A 15,313-nucleotide genomic window follows, 5' to 3' on the forward strand; every position below is an offset into this window, starting at 1 on the left:
TGTCAGAAAATTATTTTCATTCTGTTTTTCTTACGGTATAATGGATAATTAATTATCGTAAAAAGGTAGGTTCAAACTATGAAAACGAACGTGCAGACAAAACCTTTACTTCAAGAGGAGAAGCTAGGTAGTCGCGGAAGATTGCTAGTCAAATGTCCGGATCGTCCGGGAATTGTCGCGGCTATTTCTAAATTTTTATTTGAACATGAAGCCAATATTATTGAGTCTAATCAATATTCTAATAATCCCGAAGGCGGCACCTTTTTCATTCGAATTGAGTTCGATCGCCCGAATTTAGCAGAGAATGCTGGTCAAATGGAGAAAGATTTTGAGACGCTAGCATCTGAGTTTGCTATGGAGTATCAATTTACGTATGCTGAGGAACGAAAAAAGATGGCGATCTTCGCTTCTAAAGAACCTCATTGCTTACTTGAGCTGCTTTGGGAGTGGCAAAGTGGTGATCTTCCAACCGATATTGCTCTTGTTATTAGTAACCACGAGAGTACGAGAGAGATGGTAGAATCGCTTGGCATTCCATTTTATTATATCCCAGCCAATAAGGACATTCGCCAGCAAGTAGAACAGCAACAAATTCAATTGTTGAAAGAACATCAAGTCGATGTCATCGTCTTGGCACGTTATATGCAAATTTTAACAGAGGATTTCGTCAGCCATTTTCCGAATCAAATTATTAATATCCATCACTCTTTCCTTCCTGCCTTCATCGGTGCGAGACCGTATGAGCGAGCATATGAACGCGGAGTGAAGCTAATTGGAGCCACGTCGCATTATGTGACGAATGATTTGGATGAAGGTCCGATTATTGAACAGGATATTGAGCGGGTGAACCATCGTGACGATGTAGCTGGTTTGAAGAAAATTGGTCAGTCGATTGAACGTCGTGTCCTAGCGCGTGCAGTTAAATGGCATTTAGAAGATCGTGTGATTGTACACGGAAATAAAACAATTGTCTTTCATTAATTAGCATAGAGCTACCCTTAAAGAACTTATAAAAAGGTTGAAAAAGGGTGGCTTTTTTTGTTATAGTAATAGATAAATTTTCAGAATAGTTTTTCGAAAGTTGAGAGGAGCAGAGATAGAGATGAGTAAAGTACAGTTAGAAGAGGGATATTTTGGACAGTTTGGTGGAAGCTTTGTGCCGCCTGAGATGAAAGAGGCATTGAATTATATTGCCGAGCAATTTCATAAGTATAAAGATGATCCAGAGTTTGTCGAGGAATTTAAATATTATTTAAAAGAATACGTTGGTCGTGAAAATCCGCTGACATATGCTAGTCAGTTAACAGAGCAGTTAGGTGGAGCGAAAATCTATTTAAAGCGGGAAGATTTAAACCATACGGGGTCACATAAGATCAATAACGTCATGGGACAAATTTTGCTAGCGAAAAAGATGGGAGCGAAGCGGGTCATCGCTGAAACAGGTGCGGGGCAGCACGGCGTAGCAACTGCGACTGTTTGTGCCATGTTTGGTATGGAATGTGTCATTTATATGGGTGCTGAGGATATCCGCCGTCAAGCATTGAATGTATTCCGGATGGAGTTGTTAGGAGCGAAAGTCGTTTCTGTTGAAAAGGGGCAAGGTCGTTTAAAGGACGCTGTAGACGAAGCGTTGAATGATCTTATCGCTAATTATAAAAACACCTTTTACCTGTTAGGCTCTGCAGTTGGCCCTCACCCGTATCCAACGATGGTGAAGCATTTCCATTCGATTATTAGCGAGGAGTCGAAGCGACAAATCCTTGAAAAAGAAGGGCGCTTGCCGGATGCGGTCATCGCTTGTGTCGGTGGTGGAAGCAATGCGATTGGAGCGTTCGCTCATTACTTAGAAGAGCCATCTGTTCGCCTCATTGGGGTGGAGCCAGATCAAGCAGCTTCTTTAACGAAAGGAAAGCCAGCTGTCTTGCACGGCTTCAAATGCCTCGTGTTAATGGATGAGGAGGGCAATCCCCAGCCGACCTATTCGATTGCAGCTGGGCTTGATTATCCAGGTGTTGGTCCAGAGCACAGTGAATTAAAAGAGTCGGGTCGCGCTGAGTATTATATGGTAACTAATCAGGAAGTGTTGGATGCCTTCCAAACGCTGTCGCGGACGGAAGGGATCATCCCAGCTCTTGAAAGCTCTCATGCTGTCGCTCATGCGATCAAAATGGCTCCAGAGATGAAGCAGGATCAAATTATTATTGTTAACATTTCTGGACGTGGTGATAAAGACGTTCAGCAAGTATTTGAAATGATGAAGAAATAATCAAAAGCCGAGATTCAAGGTTATCGTTGAATCTCGGCTTTTTTTCGTAAAATTTCAGGATGTTTTTATTTTATGATCTATTTATGATATCTTATTTTAATACCAAGTCATAATTTTGATTGACAAGGGTGAAAATCGAGTGGTAGGATAGGGTTTATAATTTTGAGTTTTCGGACAATATTGAAGAAGAACAAAAAATTGAAATGAGGGACGTTTAGTGAAAGAGCTTCAATCATTTGGTTGGTATGCTGCCCGAGTTGCGCCGCATCTTCCCAAAAAAGCGTTTAAGCCCGCTCCCGAAAGACTATGGGCCGGTTTAGTTCATTTATTGATTGTCATTGCAGGAATATTGACGATTAGTTTGACTGATTTGAATGTATGGTTTTATGTACCGATTGCTGTGATCTTAGGCTCTTCTTTTGCTTCAATGGGCCTACTTGGTCATGAGATTTTACACGGAACCGTTGTTAGAAAAGCATGGATACGTGATTTAACAGGAGGAATCGCCTTTTTTCCGTTAAGTACAGGACCACGTCTATGGAGAAAGTGGCATAATATGACGCATCATATCCACACGCAAGATGAAGAGAAGGACCCGGATGCATGGCCGACGATTGAACAGTTTGCCAAAAGTCCATTATTAAAGGGTATATACAAACTTCCAACTTCACTTCGCGGGTTTTTAGGTATGGCGTTTTTAGCGATTACGTTTACGTTTCATTCGCTCCGAATGTTTAAACGGTTTATTTTAGAGTTTAAGCCAAATAAACGCGTGTCTGTTTGGTTGCAGCTGCTTTTGCCATGGGCGACATGGATTGGGCTTCTATTCCTAATCGGCCCGTTAAAATGGCTGTTTGCGTTTGTTATTCCGTTGTTAATCGGTAATTTTATTGTCATGGCTTACATTGCGACGAATCATCGCTTAAATCCGATGACGCCGGTGAATGATCCGCTCGCTAACAGTTTAAGCGTTACCGTTCCAAAGTGGGTGGACATGCTTCATTTCAACTTTTCTTATCATACAGAGCATCACTTATTTCCTGGAATGAGCTCTAAATATTATCCGCTCGTGAAAGCCGAACTGAAAAAACGTTGGCCGGAGCGCTATCATGAAATGCCGATGGCGCAGGCGTTAGCTGCTCTTTACAAAACACCGCGTATATACAGTAACCAGACCGAGCTAGTCGATCCATTTCCAGGCACAAAATTTGGGACGCTTGGACATGGATTAGAGCCTTCCAATATTCAACAAAAAGTAACATCAGAAAAGACAACAAAAGAGAAGTCGAGCGATTCCGTTAGTCGTTAAACAAGAAAGAAGAGGGTTGCTATTTATAAGCAACCCTCTTCTTTGACAGTATTGGGAGTGTATTATTTATCCCGCATTAACGGGCTGTAAGATCCCCACCTTAACAGAGCAAAAGAAACGCAGGCGTATAGGTGGGGATCAACAGCCCATAAACGCCCGATTGGTTCAACTAACAATCAGTGGGGGATGAACAGAACCCCCACTGATTGAAGTTTCACTTTATATTAACGCCCGGCAGTTTAGACAAAAGCGCATTTTTGAGATTGGAAGTCTGGGGTTAGTCTTCACAAAGGTGTCTAAACTACCTTGCAGACGTTATCAAAGGTTATGATTTAGTTGCAGCAAATTCTTCTTTTAGCATCGTGCCATTTTCAGCAAAATTTGTATGCCAAGAAAATGCTTTTTCTAATACATGTGGTGTGTGACCACCGCGTTTTAGTGCTTCATCAAAATAAGCAGAGATTTGCTTTTTATACATTGGATGAACGCAGTTATTAATGATGACGCGAGCGCGTTCCACCGGTGCAAGACCACGTAAATCAGCGTAGCCTTGTTCTGTGACAAGGACATCGACATCATGCTCTGTATGGTCGACATGAGAGACGAACGGCACAATGCTTGAAATCTTGCCATCCTTTGCAATTGATTTAGTGACAAAGATCGCTAAACGGCAATTGCGAGCGAAATCTCCAGAACCGCCGATCCCATTCATCATTTTCGTGCCACCAACATGAGTTGAGTTAATATTTCCATAAATATCTGCTTCTAGAGCTGTATTGATAGAAATTAGGCCGAGTCGACGAATGATTTCAGGGTGATTAGAAATCTCTTGTGGACGCAACATAAGTTGGTCACTGTATTTTTCCATATTCGCAAACACTTGCTTCATTTTTTCTTCGGATAATGTGATGGAACATCCAGAAGCAAATCGAACTTTGCCGTTATCTAATAAATCAAATACTGCATCCTGTAATACTTCAGAATACACTTCCAGGTCTTCAAATTCCGAATCCAATAATCCGTGGAGAACAGCGTTGGCAACTGTGCCAATTCCTGATTGTAATGGAGCCAGTTTATTCGTTAAACGGCCAGCTTTAATTTCTTCACGAAGGAAGGTAATTAAATGGTTAGCCATTGTTGCTGTATCTTCATCTGGAGGAGTGATCGTTGAAGGAGAATCTAAGTCGTCCGTTAACACGATTCCTCTAATTTTATTCATGTCTACATAAATGCCTTTCGTACCGATTCTGGCATCTACAGAAGTTAATGGAATCGGCAAGCGTTTACCTTGTTCACCCACTTCGTAAATGTCATGTAGACCTTCAAGAGCTAATGGTTGAGCCACGTTCAATTCAATAATGATATTTTCTGCTTTCTCTAAGAAAATGGAAGAGTTTCCGACAGATGTTGTTGGGATAATCGCTCCATCCTCTGTGATAGCTACCGCTTCGACAATAGCGAAATCAATGGGGTTTAGTACATCAGCTCGCACCATCTCAGCGACATGAGATAAATGTTGATCTGTGAAGTACATTTCTCCTTGATTGATCTTCTTGCGCATCGCTGGGTCTGCTTGGAACGGTAAGCGTTTATTGACGATCCCCGCTTCCGCCATTAATTTATCGATATCAAACCCAAGTGAAGCTCCGGTATATACATCAACTTTAAATGGTTCATCTTTAGAACGATCTACTAACGCCATTGGGACAGCTTTCGCATCGCCAGCGCGTGTAAAACCACTTAATCCAAGAGTCATTCCGTCCTTAATCCAAGAGGCAGCCTCATCGGCAGATACAATTAACGATTGCAATTGTGCATTGCGCAAACGTTCTGTGATTCGAGAATTCACAAATAATCCCTCTCTTTACTTTTTTAAATATTCTATCAACTTTTCGGTGCTTGCTCATCCGTTTTTGCATGAAAAGCCTTTAATTTGCACCGAAACAGAATATATCACACATGAAACAGAAAGTTAATAGTTAAGTGCTTTTCTGAACAAACTGGAGTAGGTTTGGCTAACTGGTATCTTCATTTTATTCTTCATAATCAGCAGGAAAGTAGAGTGAGAATCCGGTTGAATTTCCTGAATGAAGTTGACATTGACAATGTAAGAACGATGGACGCGAATAAAATGATCCATCGGCAATAAAAATTCAAGCTCAGTTAAATTCATTTTGTGATAGCCCTCTCTGTTGACAGCTTGCACCTTTGTTTTACGACTTTCCGCTTCCAGATAGATCACATCTTTATAAGGAATAGGATACCAACAATCCTCTGATTTTATCGTAAAAAAATTGGTTGAAATCGGCGACGGCTTTGCAGGGAAAATCGTCGTCACCGCACCGATCACTTGATCTCCGTTGAATAGTGGCACGGCCATGGCATAATAAGGTGTGCCATACACCTCACTATCGATATATTCAGAAACGGTATGTTTTTCTGAAATTGCCTTTCCTGTCACACCTCCTTTTTTAAAAGGTTCACCAGGACGGATTTGCAAATCCACAAGCTTACTCGGCTGATAATAAATAAATTTCTCTGAGTCTGATACAGCTACAGACGTATTGTATGGAAGAAATGTCCTCATTACATCCATAATAGAAGTCACTGTAAGACGATCCATAATCTCCACCTCTTCTTGCTTATCGTATATACTTATCTTATCAAGATCATATGAAAGAAGGAAGAAAGGAAGAGATTAATGAGCAAAGCGAAAACAAATGCGATGCGGATGCTTGATGCCGCTAAATTGACTTATGAAACATTAGTATACGAAAATAAGGACGGAAAAATTGATGGTATTTCCGTTGCCAATAAAATAGGTAGAAATCAGGAAATGGTTTACAAAACGTTAGTCACGAGTGGAGCGAAGGACTTATACGTATTCGTGATTCCAGTAGCAGAAGAATTAGATTTGAAAAAAGCAGCGAAAGCAGCGGGAGAGAAAAAGCTTGAAATGATACCCGTGAAGGATATTCAAAAGCATACAGGCTACATTCGAGGTGGTTGCTCACCGATTGGAATGAAAAAGCTCTATCCCACTTTTATTGATGCAAGTGCCAACTCGTTAGAGACGATCATTGCTAGCGGAGGAAAAATCGGCATCCAGCTCGAATTAAAAACAACTGATTTGATTCATTTGACAAAAGGCAATGCACAATTTGATTTGATCAAGTAAAAGATATGACATTCTTGAATATTATGTGAAGCTTCTGTTAATGTTATGTGACTTTTTGATGAAAAGATAATGAACATGGTATTTTTTTGCTTTTTTTGAGATATAATGTGGACATAATAAAAGAACAGGAAGTGAAAAATAATAATGGTTGTTGTCAACTTACTTGATTCAAGAAATTATTTTGACGGTGAAATTAAAGAGGATTTCCTAGTTATTTACGAAAAACTTCAGCATTCTCAAGCAGTCTTTCATGAAGGCAGATTTGGAGAAGTCGAAGGATCTACAGAAGAATATTTAAAAGTACTACACAATCCAGGTGAAGATTGCTCACTAATGAACGTGAAAAGCTACAAAATCGGGCAAGAATATAAATGCCTAGATGATGCACTGAACAACATCAAAGAAGCTCACCGGGAAATTTTCAAGTAAGTGATCTGAACAACGACAATTGTTATTGTTACATGAGAGGTAGCCTCCGAACTGGGGCTACTTCTTTTTCGTGTGTTCGAGGGATTTCTTCGATCTTATGTGGCAGTTCTTCGATGTTTGGGTAATTTGATTGACCTTTAGAGAGGATTCTTCGACATTCAAGTAATTTGATGGACATTAGCGGGTCTTCTCCGACTTCCCAACACTACTCTCTGAACATAAACCACTTTTGATCATCATATATATAAAGTGAAACCAGTCTAAATCGATCAATAAAGAGGTGTAGATATGAGCGGTCAAGCGATTCGTTATTTTACACGGGGAAACACGGCGAAAGGGTTTTATAGCTTACTTGAAACGAACCTTCAGGGGATCGAGCAAGTGTTTATTGTAGATGGTGGAACAGAAGTGGACAGAAAGGCTTGTATCGGACAATTGGCTGAGCGCTGTGTAGAATTGGGGATGAATGTGGAATTCATTCATTGTGCTTCTGACCCAGATGCTCTTGAAGGGATCATTATGACAGATGAAAAAACAGCTGTGTATGCGTATAGCCTTTCTACTAAAGAAATAGCGGGGGCAAACAAACAATATGTCACTATTCCAGAAAGAAAGCCTGTCTCTGAACAAGCAGCACAGGAAATGCTTGAGCTTGTAGAAAAAGCGAATACAGCTACAACAAAGGCTTACGCTTGTTTTAGAAAAGCGCTTGATGTACATGATGAATGGGAGCATATTTACATTCAAGCACTCGATCAACGGAGAGCCAATCAACTGACGGCCAACATTATTCAGCAACTTATTCCTGTAAATGATCAACATCGGGAGGCAGTGGTAAGTAAACACCGCTTTCTCGGGGCGGCTACCCCGAAAGGAGCGGTTGATTTCATCGATAATTTAACGGAGAATCTCAACAATCGCTACTTTATTAAAGGGAGACCGGGGTCAGGGAAGTCAACGATGATGAAAAAAATTGCCGCTGCCGTAGAAGAGCGAGGGTATGACACAGAAGTGTATCATTGTGGATTTGACCCAAACAGTATCGATATGGTAATCATTAGGGAGCTGGACTTTGCTATATTCGATAGCACCGCCCCGCATGAATACTTTCCTAACAGACCGTCTGATAGTATTATTGATCTTTATGAAGAGATTATTGAAGAGGGAACCGATGAAAAAAATGCAACAAAAATAAATAAAGTGGCCGATCAATACAGTGACTTAATGAAAAAAGCAACTCGTTATTTAGCAGAAAGTAAGCAATACAAAGATCAGATCGAAACATTGTATGAACAAAGGAAAGATCCAATGATCGTCAGTCACGTTTGCCACCATATTTTACAAAAGATTTAAAGAGAGAGGGTCAGAAGAGATTTCTGGCCCTCATTTCTCGTTCCATAAAAATTGTCCGATTAGTGCATCGACTTCATCGCTTTCATGTAAGCCGCTATGGTTAATGTTGCGGTCTACAATGATGGCTTCGGTATAGTTTTCTTTAGGAACGATGTTTTTGATCGCTAACGCACTATCAACAGCCACTAGTTGATCACCGACTCCAGCAATCGTAAGCACTTTTACGTGCTTCGGGAAAGCTTCTTTATTGTCATCTAATTGTTGAGCGGCAGGAGAATTAGGTATCAAGTCATATGCAGCTCCTCCTGTGTTCGCTTTCAAGTAATCCTCACTTTTTACCCCTTTAAATGGACTGCCAATCACAACAAGCTTTTCAACATGTGGATATTTGCTTCTGTGTCTATAATCCTCTAAAAATTTTGTGGACACAATACCACCCATCGAATGACCAACTAGATTGACTCGATCGATGCCATAATGCGACTTCAATGTATGCATCACTTCAGAGAGCCAGTAGGCTGTATCTTCAAAGCTTGCACGATTATTTTCAAATACGACTTGAACGAACAAGCGATCATTTTCTGTGTAGCGCTGTACTTTAGAGGTCAGCACGCGACCGTCTTTCGTCACTTTGCATACGATTGCTTGTTTTCCCCAATGATGCTGATTTTCAAAACGATGGAGCATCGAACGGAAGGAAACTGCGGTCCCTTTATAGCCATGAACAAATACCGTAACGTTAGAGGGTGGAGCAGTCGCTGCTTTTGTTTGAGTAAGTAAATAATAACCGATACAAGTAAAGATGGTAAGGAGTACAATTAAGGTGTTTTTTCTCAGATGACTCATCTTATTTTCTCCTTTCATCTTAAGTATGTTCTTTTAACGATAGAAATATCTTTCAAGAGAAAAAGACTGTCCGAGGACAGTCCTACTACACATTTTTAGTCGCTGCTTGTTTAATTTCCTGACGCATATCATATAAGTTAACGACGACCGTTTTGATGATGGCGTAAGCAGGAATAGCTAAAATAACTCCCAAAATACCAGCTAAATTTCCAGCGGTAAGGATGACAGTGATGACGGTTAATGGATGGATATCAAGCGCTTTCCCCATCACATTTGGTGAAATTAAATTCGACTCAATTTGCTGCGCTACTAGCATAATGATCGCTACGTAAATCACTAGTTGAGGGTCTTGTGCCCACGCTACTAATAGAGCAGGAGCAACCGCCAAATAAGGTCCTAAAAACGGAATAACATTCGTTGCCATACCGAACAGCGCTAAAAGGAGTGCATAATCCAATCCGATGAATAAATATCCAATAAAGAGCATAACCCCTATGAGAAAGCTAACAAATAGTTGTCCTTGTATATAGGATTTTAATGTGTTATCTAAATCACTTAGCGTCTTCTGAATCCACTCTTTGCGATTCCCAGTGAAAAATTGCGTTATAAAAGGAGCGAACTTTTCACGGTCTTTCAGCATATAAACCAAGAAGAATGGAACCAATACGATCGAAAATGTTGCTTGAAGCAATGACTGAATAAAATTAATGAGCCAAGTACCGAAAGACATAGCCATTATTTGAATTTTATTAAGGGCTTCCTCAATCGCTTGAACGGCACTTTCTGGTAGTCGCTCACGTTGGTTCATTATGTAACTAATGCCTTCTTCGGCTGCATGAAACATTCGCGGTGTATTTTTAATCAGCTTCGTCATTTGTTCATTTACAAGTGGGCCGATAATGGTTGACAACATCCAAAATACTCCAAAAAGTAAAATGAATACAATTAAAATTGAAGACCATTTAGGGAAACGTTTCCCTTCGAGCCAGTTAACCATCGGACGTGTTAAGTAAAATAAAACACCAGCTAATAAAATCGGTAAAAATACGGTTTGCACCACAATCATCAATGGATAGAAAATATCTTGTACTTCCCTAAATAGCATAATAATGATAAGTAGAAGAATAATTCCAATCCCAAATTGAAACCAACTTTTATGAGTCATGCACTCACTTCCTTTCTCTACTAGCTTTATTATACCGAGATAAGAGTGGTAGAGAAACCCTTTTCCATACAGATTTGGATAATCAGCATAAAAAACCGGCAACACACGCTCGTGATGAATCGAGGGTGCGTTGCCGGTTTTTCACTGCGATAAGTCAACATCGATTCACTACCGTTCATCGTGTTTCCTTTATCTCGTGCGGATCATTCCAGTCCATACGTCGCTAAACGGCGCCTTCCGCATTTCGATTAAAATACTAAGTGGGCGACTCCGGCGATGATTGGTAGGGTGATGAGTGTTCTTAATAGGAAGATCAAGATCAGGTCTTTAAATGATACTGGAATTTTTGTTCCTAGGATTAGACCGCCCATTTCTGAAATATAGACGAGCTGAGAAACGGAAAGTGTCGCAATAACAAAACGTGTTAATTCACTTTCAATTCCTGCACCAATAACAGAAGGTAAGAACATATCTGCGAATCCAACCATAATCGTTTCAGATGCTTCAGCAGCAAATGGGATTTGCAGGAGTTCAAGCAATGGAATGAACGGCATTCCTAGCCATTGGAATACAGGAGTCGTTTCTGCAATTACTAGAGCTACTGTACCTAACGCCATGACTACCGGTGCTACACCAAGCCACATATCGATTACGTTATGAATTCCGTCTTTCACTACTTGAGTAGGTTTATTTTTTTGTGCTTGCTCAATCGCTTGATTAAAGCCGTAAGAAATCGGAGAAAAACCTGCAGGAATCCGTTCTTCAGATGCTGTTCTCTCGTTTCCGTTGATAAATGTATCTTCTTTTCTAGATAGTGGTGGGATGCGCGGCAAAATGAGGGCCGCAACAATTCCTGAGAAAATGACCGTGCCATAAAAAGCAATGAAATGGTCGGCTAAATTGACTTGAGAAATGACGACTAAACAGAAAGTAACAGAAACGACAGAGAAAGTAGTACCGATAATCGCGGCTTCTTTTTTCGTATAAAAGCCTTCTTCATATTGCTTGCTCGTCAATAGTACCCCAATCGTACCGTCACCGAGCCAAGACGTAAGGCAGTCGACAGATGACCGCCCAGGCAATTTAAATAGTGGACGCATTACTTTTGTCAATGAATAGCCAATAAACTCAAGTAGTCCAAAATTTAAAAGTAGAGGCAATAACAACCCAGCGAATAAGAAAGTAGCAAACAAAACTGGTAACAAAGCGGTTAAGAGTAGTCCACCCGTATTCTCTGAGTAAATTGCTTCAGGACCTATTTTCAACAAGGTAAGGGTAGCAAAAATAGCTCCTAACACACGTACAATTGCCCAAAAAGGAGTAATATCAAACAAAGAAGCTAAAAAATGAGAATTCCTTACAAATTGTGGGCGGAGTGCTTTCACAAATAATGTGCCGGCTGCTGATATGATAATCAAAACGGTCATAATCGCTGGAATATAGTCTCCTATAGCATCCATTAAAGAATTTGACAATATGGCGATCGGAATAGTGTACCCGTCGCCCATTTTTACTGGGATCATAAACAAAATGACGCCAATTAAAGAAGGGATGAGGAAAAGTAAAATATGTGAGATTGAGTATTTGTTTGTTTTTTCCATTTGTTAGTTATCCTCTCTTTGTATAATTATTAAGAAATACTAATTTTAATGCGTTTCGGCTTAAAAATCTACAATTTCCTTGTATTTTCAATATAAAAACAATTCGAATTATTTTTAAAAACTATAACATAATAATATATAATTGAAAAGATAGAATGTCACAAATTAGACAAAAAGTTCAGAGGGATTTGTTAAAAAGTTCTCTACTTTTCTTGAAAAACATAGTGAGTTCCATTCATGCTAAAATAAGTAAGTGAATACAATACAACATATAGCAGGTGAGAAAAATGATTAAATGTATGGCGACAGACATGGATGGCACCCTTTTAAACGGGAAAATGGAAGTTAGTGAAGAAAATCGCCGAGCGGTCAAAGCAGCTCAAGCAGAAGGGATAGAAGTTGTTGTGGCGACAGGACGTTCTTATGTTGAAGCTCGTTATGCCCTCGATCAAGCTGATATTCATTGTCCGATCATTTGCGCGAATGGAGCAGAGATTCGGGACGTCTCTGGCGAAGTAATGAACCATTTTTTTATTGAAAAAGAAACCGCTGCACGTATCTTCCAAATGCTAAAGGAAATCGGACTCTATTTTGAAATACATACAGCAAAAGGCACACTCACAGATGATTATGACAAAGCACTTGATATTATGGTCAATATTTTTCTAACGGCTCATTCAGAAATTCCGCAAGACCAAATCCGTGAAGCGGCTAAAATTCGTTTTACAAAAGGGTTACTTCAATTAGTGGACAGCTATGAAGAGGTTATTTATGACGAGGATACAGCTGTTTACAAATTTTTAGCTTTTTCATTTGAAAAAGAGAAATTAGACGAAGCTAAAAAACAGCTCGCTCTTATTCAAGGTTTAGCGATTAGTTCTTCAGGAAGCGAAAATATCGAAATTACTCATAGTGATGCCCAAAAAGGGATAGCTTTAGAGCAGTTCATAAAGGAAAAAGGAATCACCCTTGAAGAAACGATGGCGATTGGTGACAATTTCAATGATGTTTCTATGTTAGAGCGTGTGGGCTTCCCGATAGCTATGGGCAATGCCAATCAAGAAGTGAAAGAACTATGTAACTACGTGACAGCCACCAATGATGAAAATGGAGTAGCAGCTGCTATTGAAAGATTGATCGGTGTAAAGAATCACGAGAATTTCTCGTGATTCTCTATCCAAATGAGTTATTAGTGTGTTAGAATAATTCTTAAAATTCAAATAAAGAAGGGGAAAAATGTGAGCAGTGCGCTAACGAAAGTAAAAGTAGAAGACATCGTCATGGCAAATCAAACGTTAAAAGATGTGGTGACTCAAACACCACTACAAAAAAATGAGCTATTATCGGCTCGTTTCGGCTGCAATATTTATTTAAAGCGCGAGGATCTGCAAATTGTTCGCTCTTTTAAATTACGCGGCGCTTACAACTTTATATATAGCCTGTCAGAAGAAGAACGAGCAAAAGGAGTAGTTTGTGCGAGCGCAGGTAACCACGCACAAGGAGTAGCTTTTTCTTGCAAGCAGTTAAATATTAAAGGGACCATTTTTATGCCATCTACCACGCCAAGACAAAAAGTATCACAAGTGAAACTTTTTGGTGGAGATAATGTGGAGGTTATTTTAACCGGAGATACATTTGATGACTCTTATTTAGCCGCAATGAGCTTTTGTTCAGAGAAGCAAATGGAATTTATCCATCCATTTGATGATTATCGAACGATTGCTGGGCAAGGAACAGTCGGCGTGGAGATTATGAACGAGATGTCTGATCCGATTGACTATCTATTTTGTTCAATTGGCGGCGGTGGCTTAGCATCTGGTGTCGGTTCATATGTGAAAAGCATTAGTCCGAACACAAAAATGATCGGTGTGGAGCCTGAGGGGGCACCAGGGATGAAAACGTCCCTTGCTAATAATGAAGTGGTTGCTCTCGAACAAATTGATTCATTTGTTGATGGAGCGGCGGTCAAGCAAGTCGGAAACATCACGATGGAGATTTGTAAAGAAGTGCTTGATGATATCGTCATTATTCCAGAAGGAAAAGTATGTACAGCCATCTTGAAGCTTTATAACGAAAATGCGATCGTAGCGGAGCCAGCTGGTGCTCTATCGATTGCTGCACTGGACTTTTACAAGGACGAGATTAAAGGGAAAAACGTTGTTTGTGTTGTGAGTGGTGGTAATAATGATATTGACCGCATGCAGGAAATTAAAGAGCGCTCTCTTATTTACGAGGGGCTCAAGCATTATTTCATCGTCAACTTCCCACAACGTGCCGGAGCCTTACGAGAATTCCTGCACGAAGTACTTGGAGAAACTGATGATGTCACTCGCTTTGAATATACGAAACGAAACAACCGCGACGAAGGCCCAGTTCTTGTTGGCATTGAGCTAAAGTACAAAGAAGACTACTTCCCGCTCATCAACCGCATGAAACAAAAAGGGTTTCCATACATTGAAATCAACAGTGATCCGTTTTTGTTTAACTTGCTAATTTAAAGTGAAAGCCACGCTTAGGCGTGGCTTCTTTTGTCTGTGGTAGCAAGAAGGTTGAAGAAATGTGTGGCAAGGTCGAAGAAAGCGCGGGAAAGTCGAAGAAATGTGTAGCAAGGTCGAAGAAAGCGCGGGAAAGTTGAAGAAATGTGTAGCAAGGTCGAAGAAAGCGCGGGAAAGTTGAAGAAATGTGTAGCAAGGTCAAAGAAATAGTTGATTGATCCAAGCTTTTTAAAGAGCAACGAGTTTTTGTTAAAACAATGTAAATTCTCTATGCACTAAAAGGAAAATCAAGTCTTAGCAAGAAAAGAGGTAATGTAAGCCATTTTAACTGAGAGGATAAATAACATGATTATGAAACCACGTTCGAAGCCATTGCTTTTGTCGAAATTGGAGATTTTAATGAATCGACTTCCGAAAAGACATAGTCAAATGGCTGCCATTGAAGAAGTTTATGGGAGACATCAGGCTGGTTATCGAGGAGAACAAACCGTTGATTACTTTTTACGAGAGGTAAAGCGAAATGATGTATTCATATTGCATGATATTCGATTACCCGCAGGAGAGTATTCCTTTTTTCAAATTGACACTGTGCTTTTAACACCTAATTTTTTCTTAATTATGGAAGTGAAAAACTATTCTGGACAACTATTATTTAAAGGAGATACGCGTCA

At 40.0% G+C, this 15,313-nt stretch carries 14 protein-coding genes; 9 read left to right on the top strand and 5 right to left on the bottom strand.

Annotated features, from left to right (window positions below):
- The first annotated feature begins 78 nt into the window (after positions 1–78).
- From purU to CEF22_RS01325, 3 genes are all read left to right on the top strand, one after another.
- The gene (gene purU / locus CEF22_RS01315) at positions 79–981 is read left to right on the top strand and encodes a formyltetrahydrofolate deformylase (RefSeq protein WP_100401433.1); all 903 of its coding nucleotides are present in this window, start codon (positions 79–81) and stop codon (positions 979–981) included.
- Positions 982–1,102: 121 nt separating this feature from the next.
- Positions 1,103–2,266, top strand: coding sequence for a tryptophan synthase subunit beta (gene trpB / locus CEF22_RS01320; RefSeq protein ID WP_100401434.1), 1,164 nt, complete (start codon positions 1,103–1,105; stop codon positions 2,264–2,266).
- Between the two features lie 217 nt (positions 2,267–2,483).
- Positions 2,484–3,575, top strand: a complete 1,092-nt coding sequence (locus CEF22_RS01325) for a Delta(10) desaturase DesB (RefSeq protein ID WP_100401435.1) — start codon at positions 2,484–2,486, stop codon at positions 3,573–3,575.
- A 325-nt stretch (positions 3,576–3,900) separates the two neighbouring features.
- Here CEF22_RS01325 and CEF22_RS01330 read toward each other — a convergent pair whose 3' ends face one another.
- Together CEF22_RS01330 and CEF22_RS01335 are read right to left on the bottom strand one after the other, a co-directional pair.
- Positions 3,901–5,424 carry an acetyl-CoA hydrolase/transferase family protein gene (locus tag CEF22_RS01330; RefSeq protein WP_100401436.1) on the bottom strand — a complete coding sequence of 508 codons (1,524 nt, stop codon included), beginning with the start codon at positions 5,422–5,424 and terminating at the stop codon, positions 3,901–3,903.
- Between the two features lie 123 nt (positions 5,425–5,547).
- Positions 5,548–6,198 carry a LytTR family DNA-binding domain-containing protein gene (locus CEF22_RS01335; RefSeq protein ID WP_100401437.1) on the bottom strand — a complete coding sequence of 217 codons (651 nt, stop codon included), beginning with the start codon at positions 6,196–6,198 and terminating at the stop codon, positions 5,548–5,550.
- Between the two features lie 78 nt (positions 6,199–6,276).
- Here CEF22_RS01335 and ybaK point away from each other — a divergent pair, with 78 nt between their 5' ends.
- The 3 genes from ybaK to CEF22_RS01350 all read left to right on the top strand — a co-directional run bounded on the left by ybaK (position 6,277) and on the right by CEF22_RS01350 (position 8,535).
- Positions 6,277–6,753 (top strand): Cys-tRNA(Pro) deacylase, encoded by a 477-nt coding sequence (gene ybaK, locus CEF22_RS01340; RefSeq protein ID WP_100401438.1) that lies wholly within the window; start codon positions 6,277–6,279, stop codon positions 6,751–6,753.
- Between the two features lie 144 nt (positions 6,754–6,897).
- Positions 6,898–7,182, top strand: coding sequence for a hypothetical protein (locus CEF22_RS01345; protein WP_094833960.1), 285 nt, complete (start codon positions 6,898–6,900; stop codon positions 7,180–7,182).
- Between the two features lie 288 nt (positions 7,183–7,470).
- Positions 7,471–8,535, top strand: a complete 1,065-nt coding sequence (locus CEF22_RS01350; protein WP_095479211.1) for a hypothetical protein — start codon at positions 7,471–7,473, stop codon at positions 8,533–8,535.
- Positions 8,536–8,565: 30 nt separating this feature from the next.
- Here the strand turns inward: CEF22_RS01350 and CEF22_RS01355 are convergent, their stop codons facing one another.
- The 3 genes from CEF22_RS01355 to CEF22_RS01365 form a co-directional block, all read right to left on the bottom strand.
- Positions 8,566–9,381: an alpha/beta fold hydrolase gene (locus CEF22_RS01355; protein WP_157843124.1), complete on the bottom strand. Its 816-nt coding sequence runs from the start codon at positions 9,379–9,381 to the stop codon at positions 8,566–8,568.
- Between the two features lie 85 nt (positions 9,382–9,466).
- Complete coding sequence (locus tag CEF22_RS01360; protein WP_100401440.1) at positions 9,467–10,546, bottom strand: AI-2E family transporter; 1,080 nt, start codon at positions 10,544–10,546, stop codon at positions 9,467–9,469.
- A gap of 248 nt (positions 10,547–10,794) precedes the next feature.
- Positions 10,795–12,147, bottom strand: coding sequence for a YjiH family protein (locus CEF22_RS01365; protein WP_100401441.1), 1,353 nt, complete (start codon positions 12,145–12,147; stop codon positions 10,795–10,797).
- 287 nt (positions 12,148–12,434) lie between these two features.
- On the opposite strand from CEF22_RS01365, the gene CEF22_RS01370 reads away from it, so the two are divergent.
- From CEF22_RS01370 to CEF22_RS01380, 3 genes are all read left to right on the top strand, one after another.
- Positions 12,435–13,316: a Cof-type HAD-IIB family hydrolase gene (locus tag CEF22_RS01370; RefSeq protein WP_100401442.1), complete on the top strand. Its 882-nt coding sequence runs from the start codon at positions 12,435–12,437 to the stop codon at positions 13,314–13,316.
- 69 nt (positions 13,317–13,385) lie between these two features.
- Positions 13,386–14,645 carry a threonine ammonia-lyase IlvA gene (gene ilvA / locus CEF22_RS01375; RefSeq protein WP_100401443.1) on the top strand — a complete coding sequence of 420 codons (1,260 nt, stop codon included), beginning with the start codon at positions 13,386–13,388 and terminating at the stop codon, positions 14,643–14,645.
- Positions 14,646–14,987: 342 nt separating this feature from the next.
- Positions 14,988–15,313: nuclease-related domain-containing protein (locus CEF22_RS01380; RefSeq protein ID WP_198507999.1), on the top strand; the 326-nt coding region annotated here is incomplete at its 3' end.

Origin of the sequence: Bacillus sp. FJAT-42315, from assembly GCF_002797375.1 — a bacterium.
Lineage (GTDB): Bacteria > Bacillota > Bacilli > Bacillales > Domibacillaceae > Bacillus_CE.

Bases quoted from the DNA above. Each gene is read 5' to 3' on its own strand.
- purU (WP_100401433.1), top strand. From the start codon at position 79: ATGAAAACGAACGTGCAGACAAAACCTTTACTTCAAGAGGAGAAGCTA.
- trpB (WP_100401434.1), top strand. From the start codon at position 1,103: ATGAGTAAAGTACAGTTAGAAGAGGGATATTTTGGACAGTTTGGTGGA.
- CEF22_RS01335 (WP_100401437.1), bottom strand. From the start codon at position 6,198: ATGGATCGTCTTACAGTGACTTCTATTATGGATGTAATGAGGACATTT.
- ybaK (WP_100401438.1), top strand. From the start codon at position 6,277: ATGAGCAAAGCGAAAACAAATGCGATGCGGATGCTTGATGCCGCTAAA.
- CEF22_RS01345 (WP_094833960.1), top strand. From the start codon at position 6,898: ATGGTTGTTGTCAACTTACTTGATTCAAGAAATTATTTTGACGGTGAA.
- CEF22_RS01350 (WP_095479211.1), top strand. From the start codon at position 7,471: ATGAGCGGTCAAGCGATTCGTTATTTTACACGGGGAAACACGGCGAAA.
- CEF22_RS01355 (WP_157843124.1), bottom strand. From the start codon at position 9,381: ATGAGTCATCTGAGAAAAAACACCTTAATTGTACTCCTTACCATCTTT.
- CEF22_RS01360 (WP_100401440.1), bottom strand. From the start codon at position 10,546: ATGACTCATAAAAGTTGGTTTCAATTTGGGATTGGAATTATTCTTCTA.
- CEF22_RS01365 (WP_100401441.1), bottom strand. From the start codon at position 12,147: ATGGAAAAAACAAACAAATACTCAATCTCACATATTTTACTTTTCCTC.
- CEF22_RS01370 (WP_100401442.1), top strand. From the start codon at position 12,435: ATGATTAAATGTATGGCGACAGACATGGATGGCACCCTTTTAAACGGG.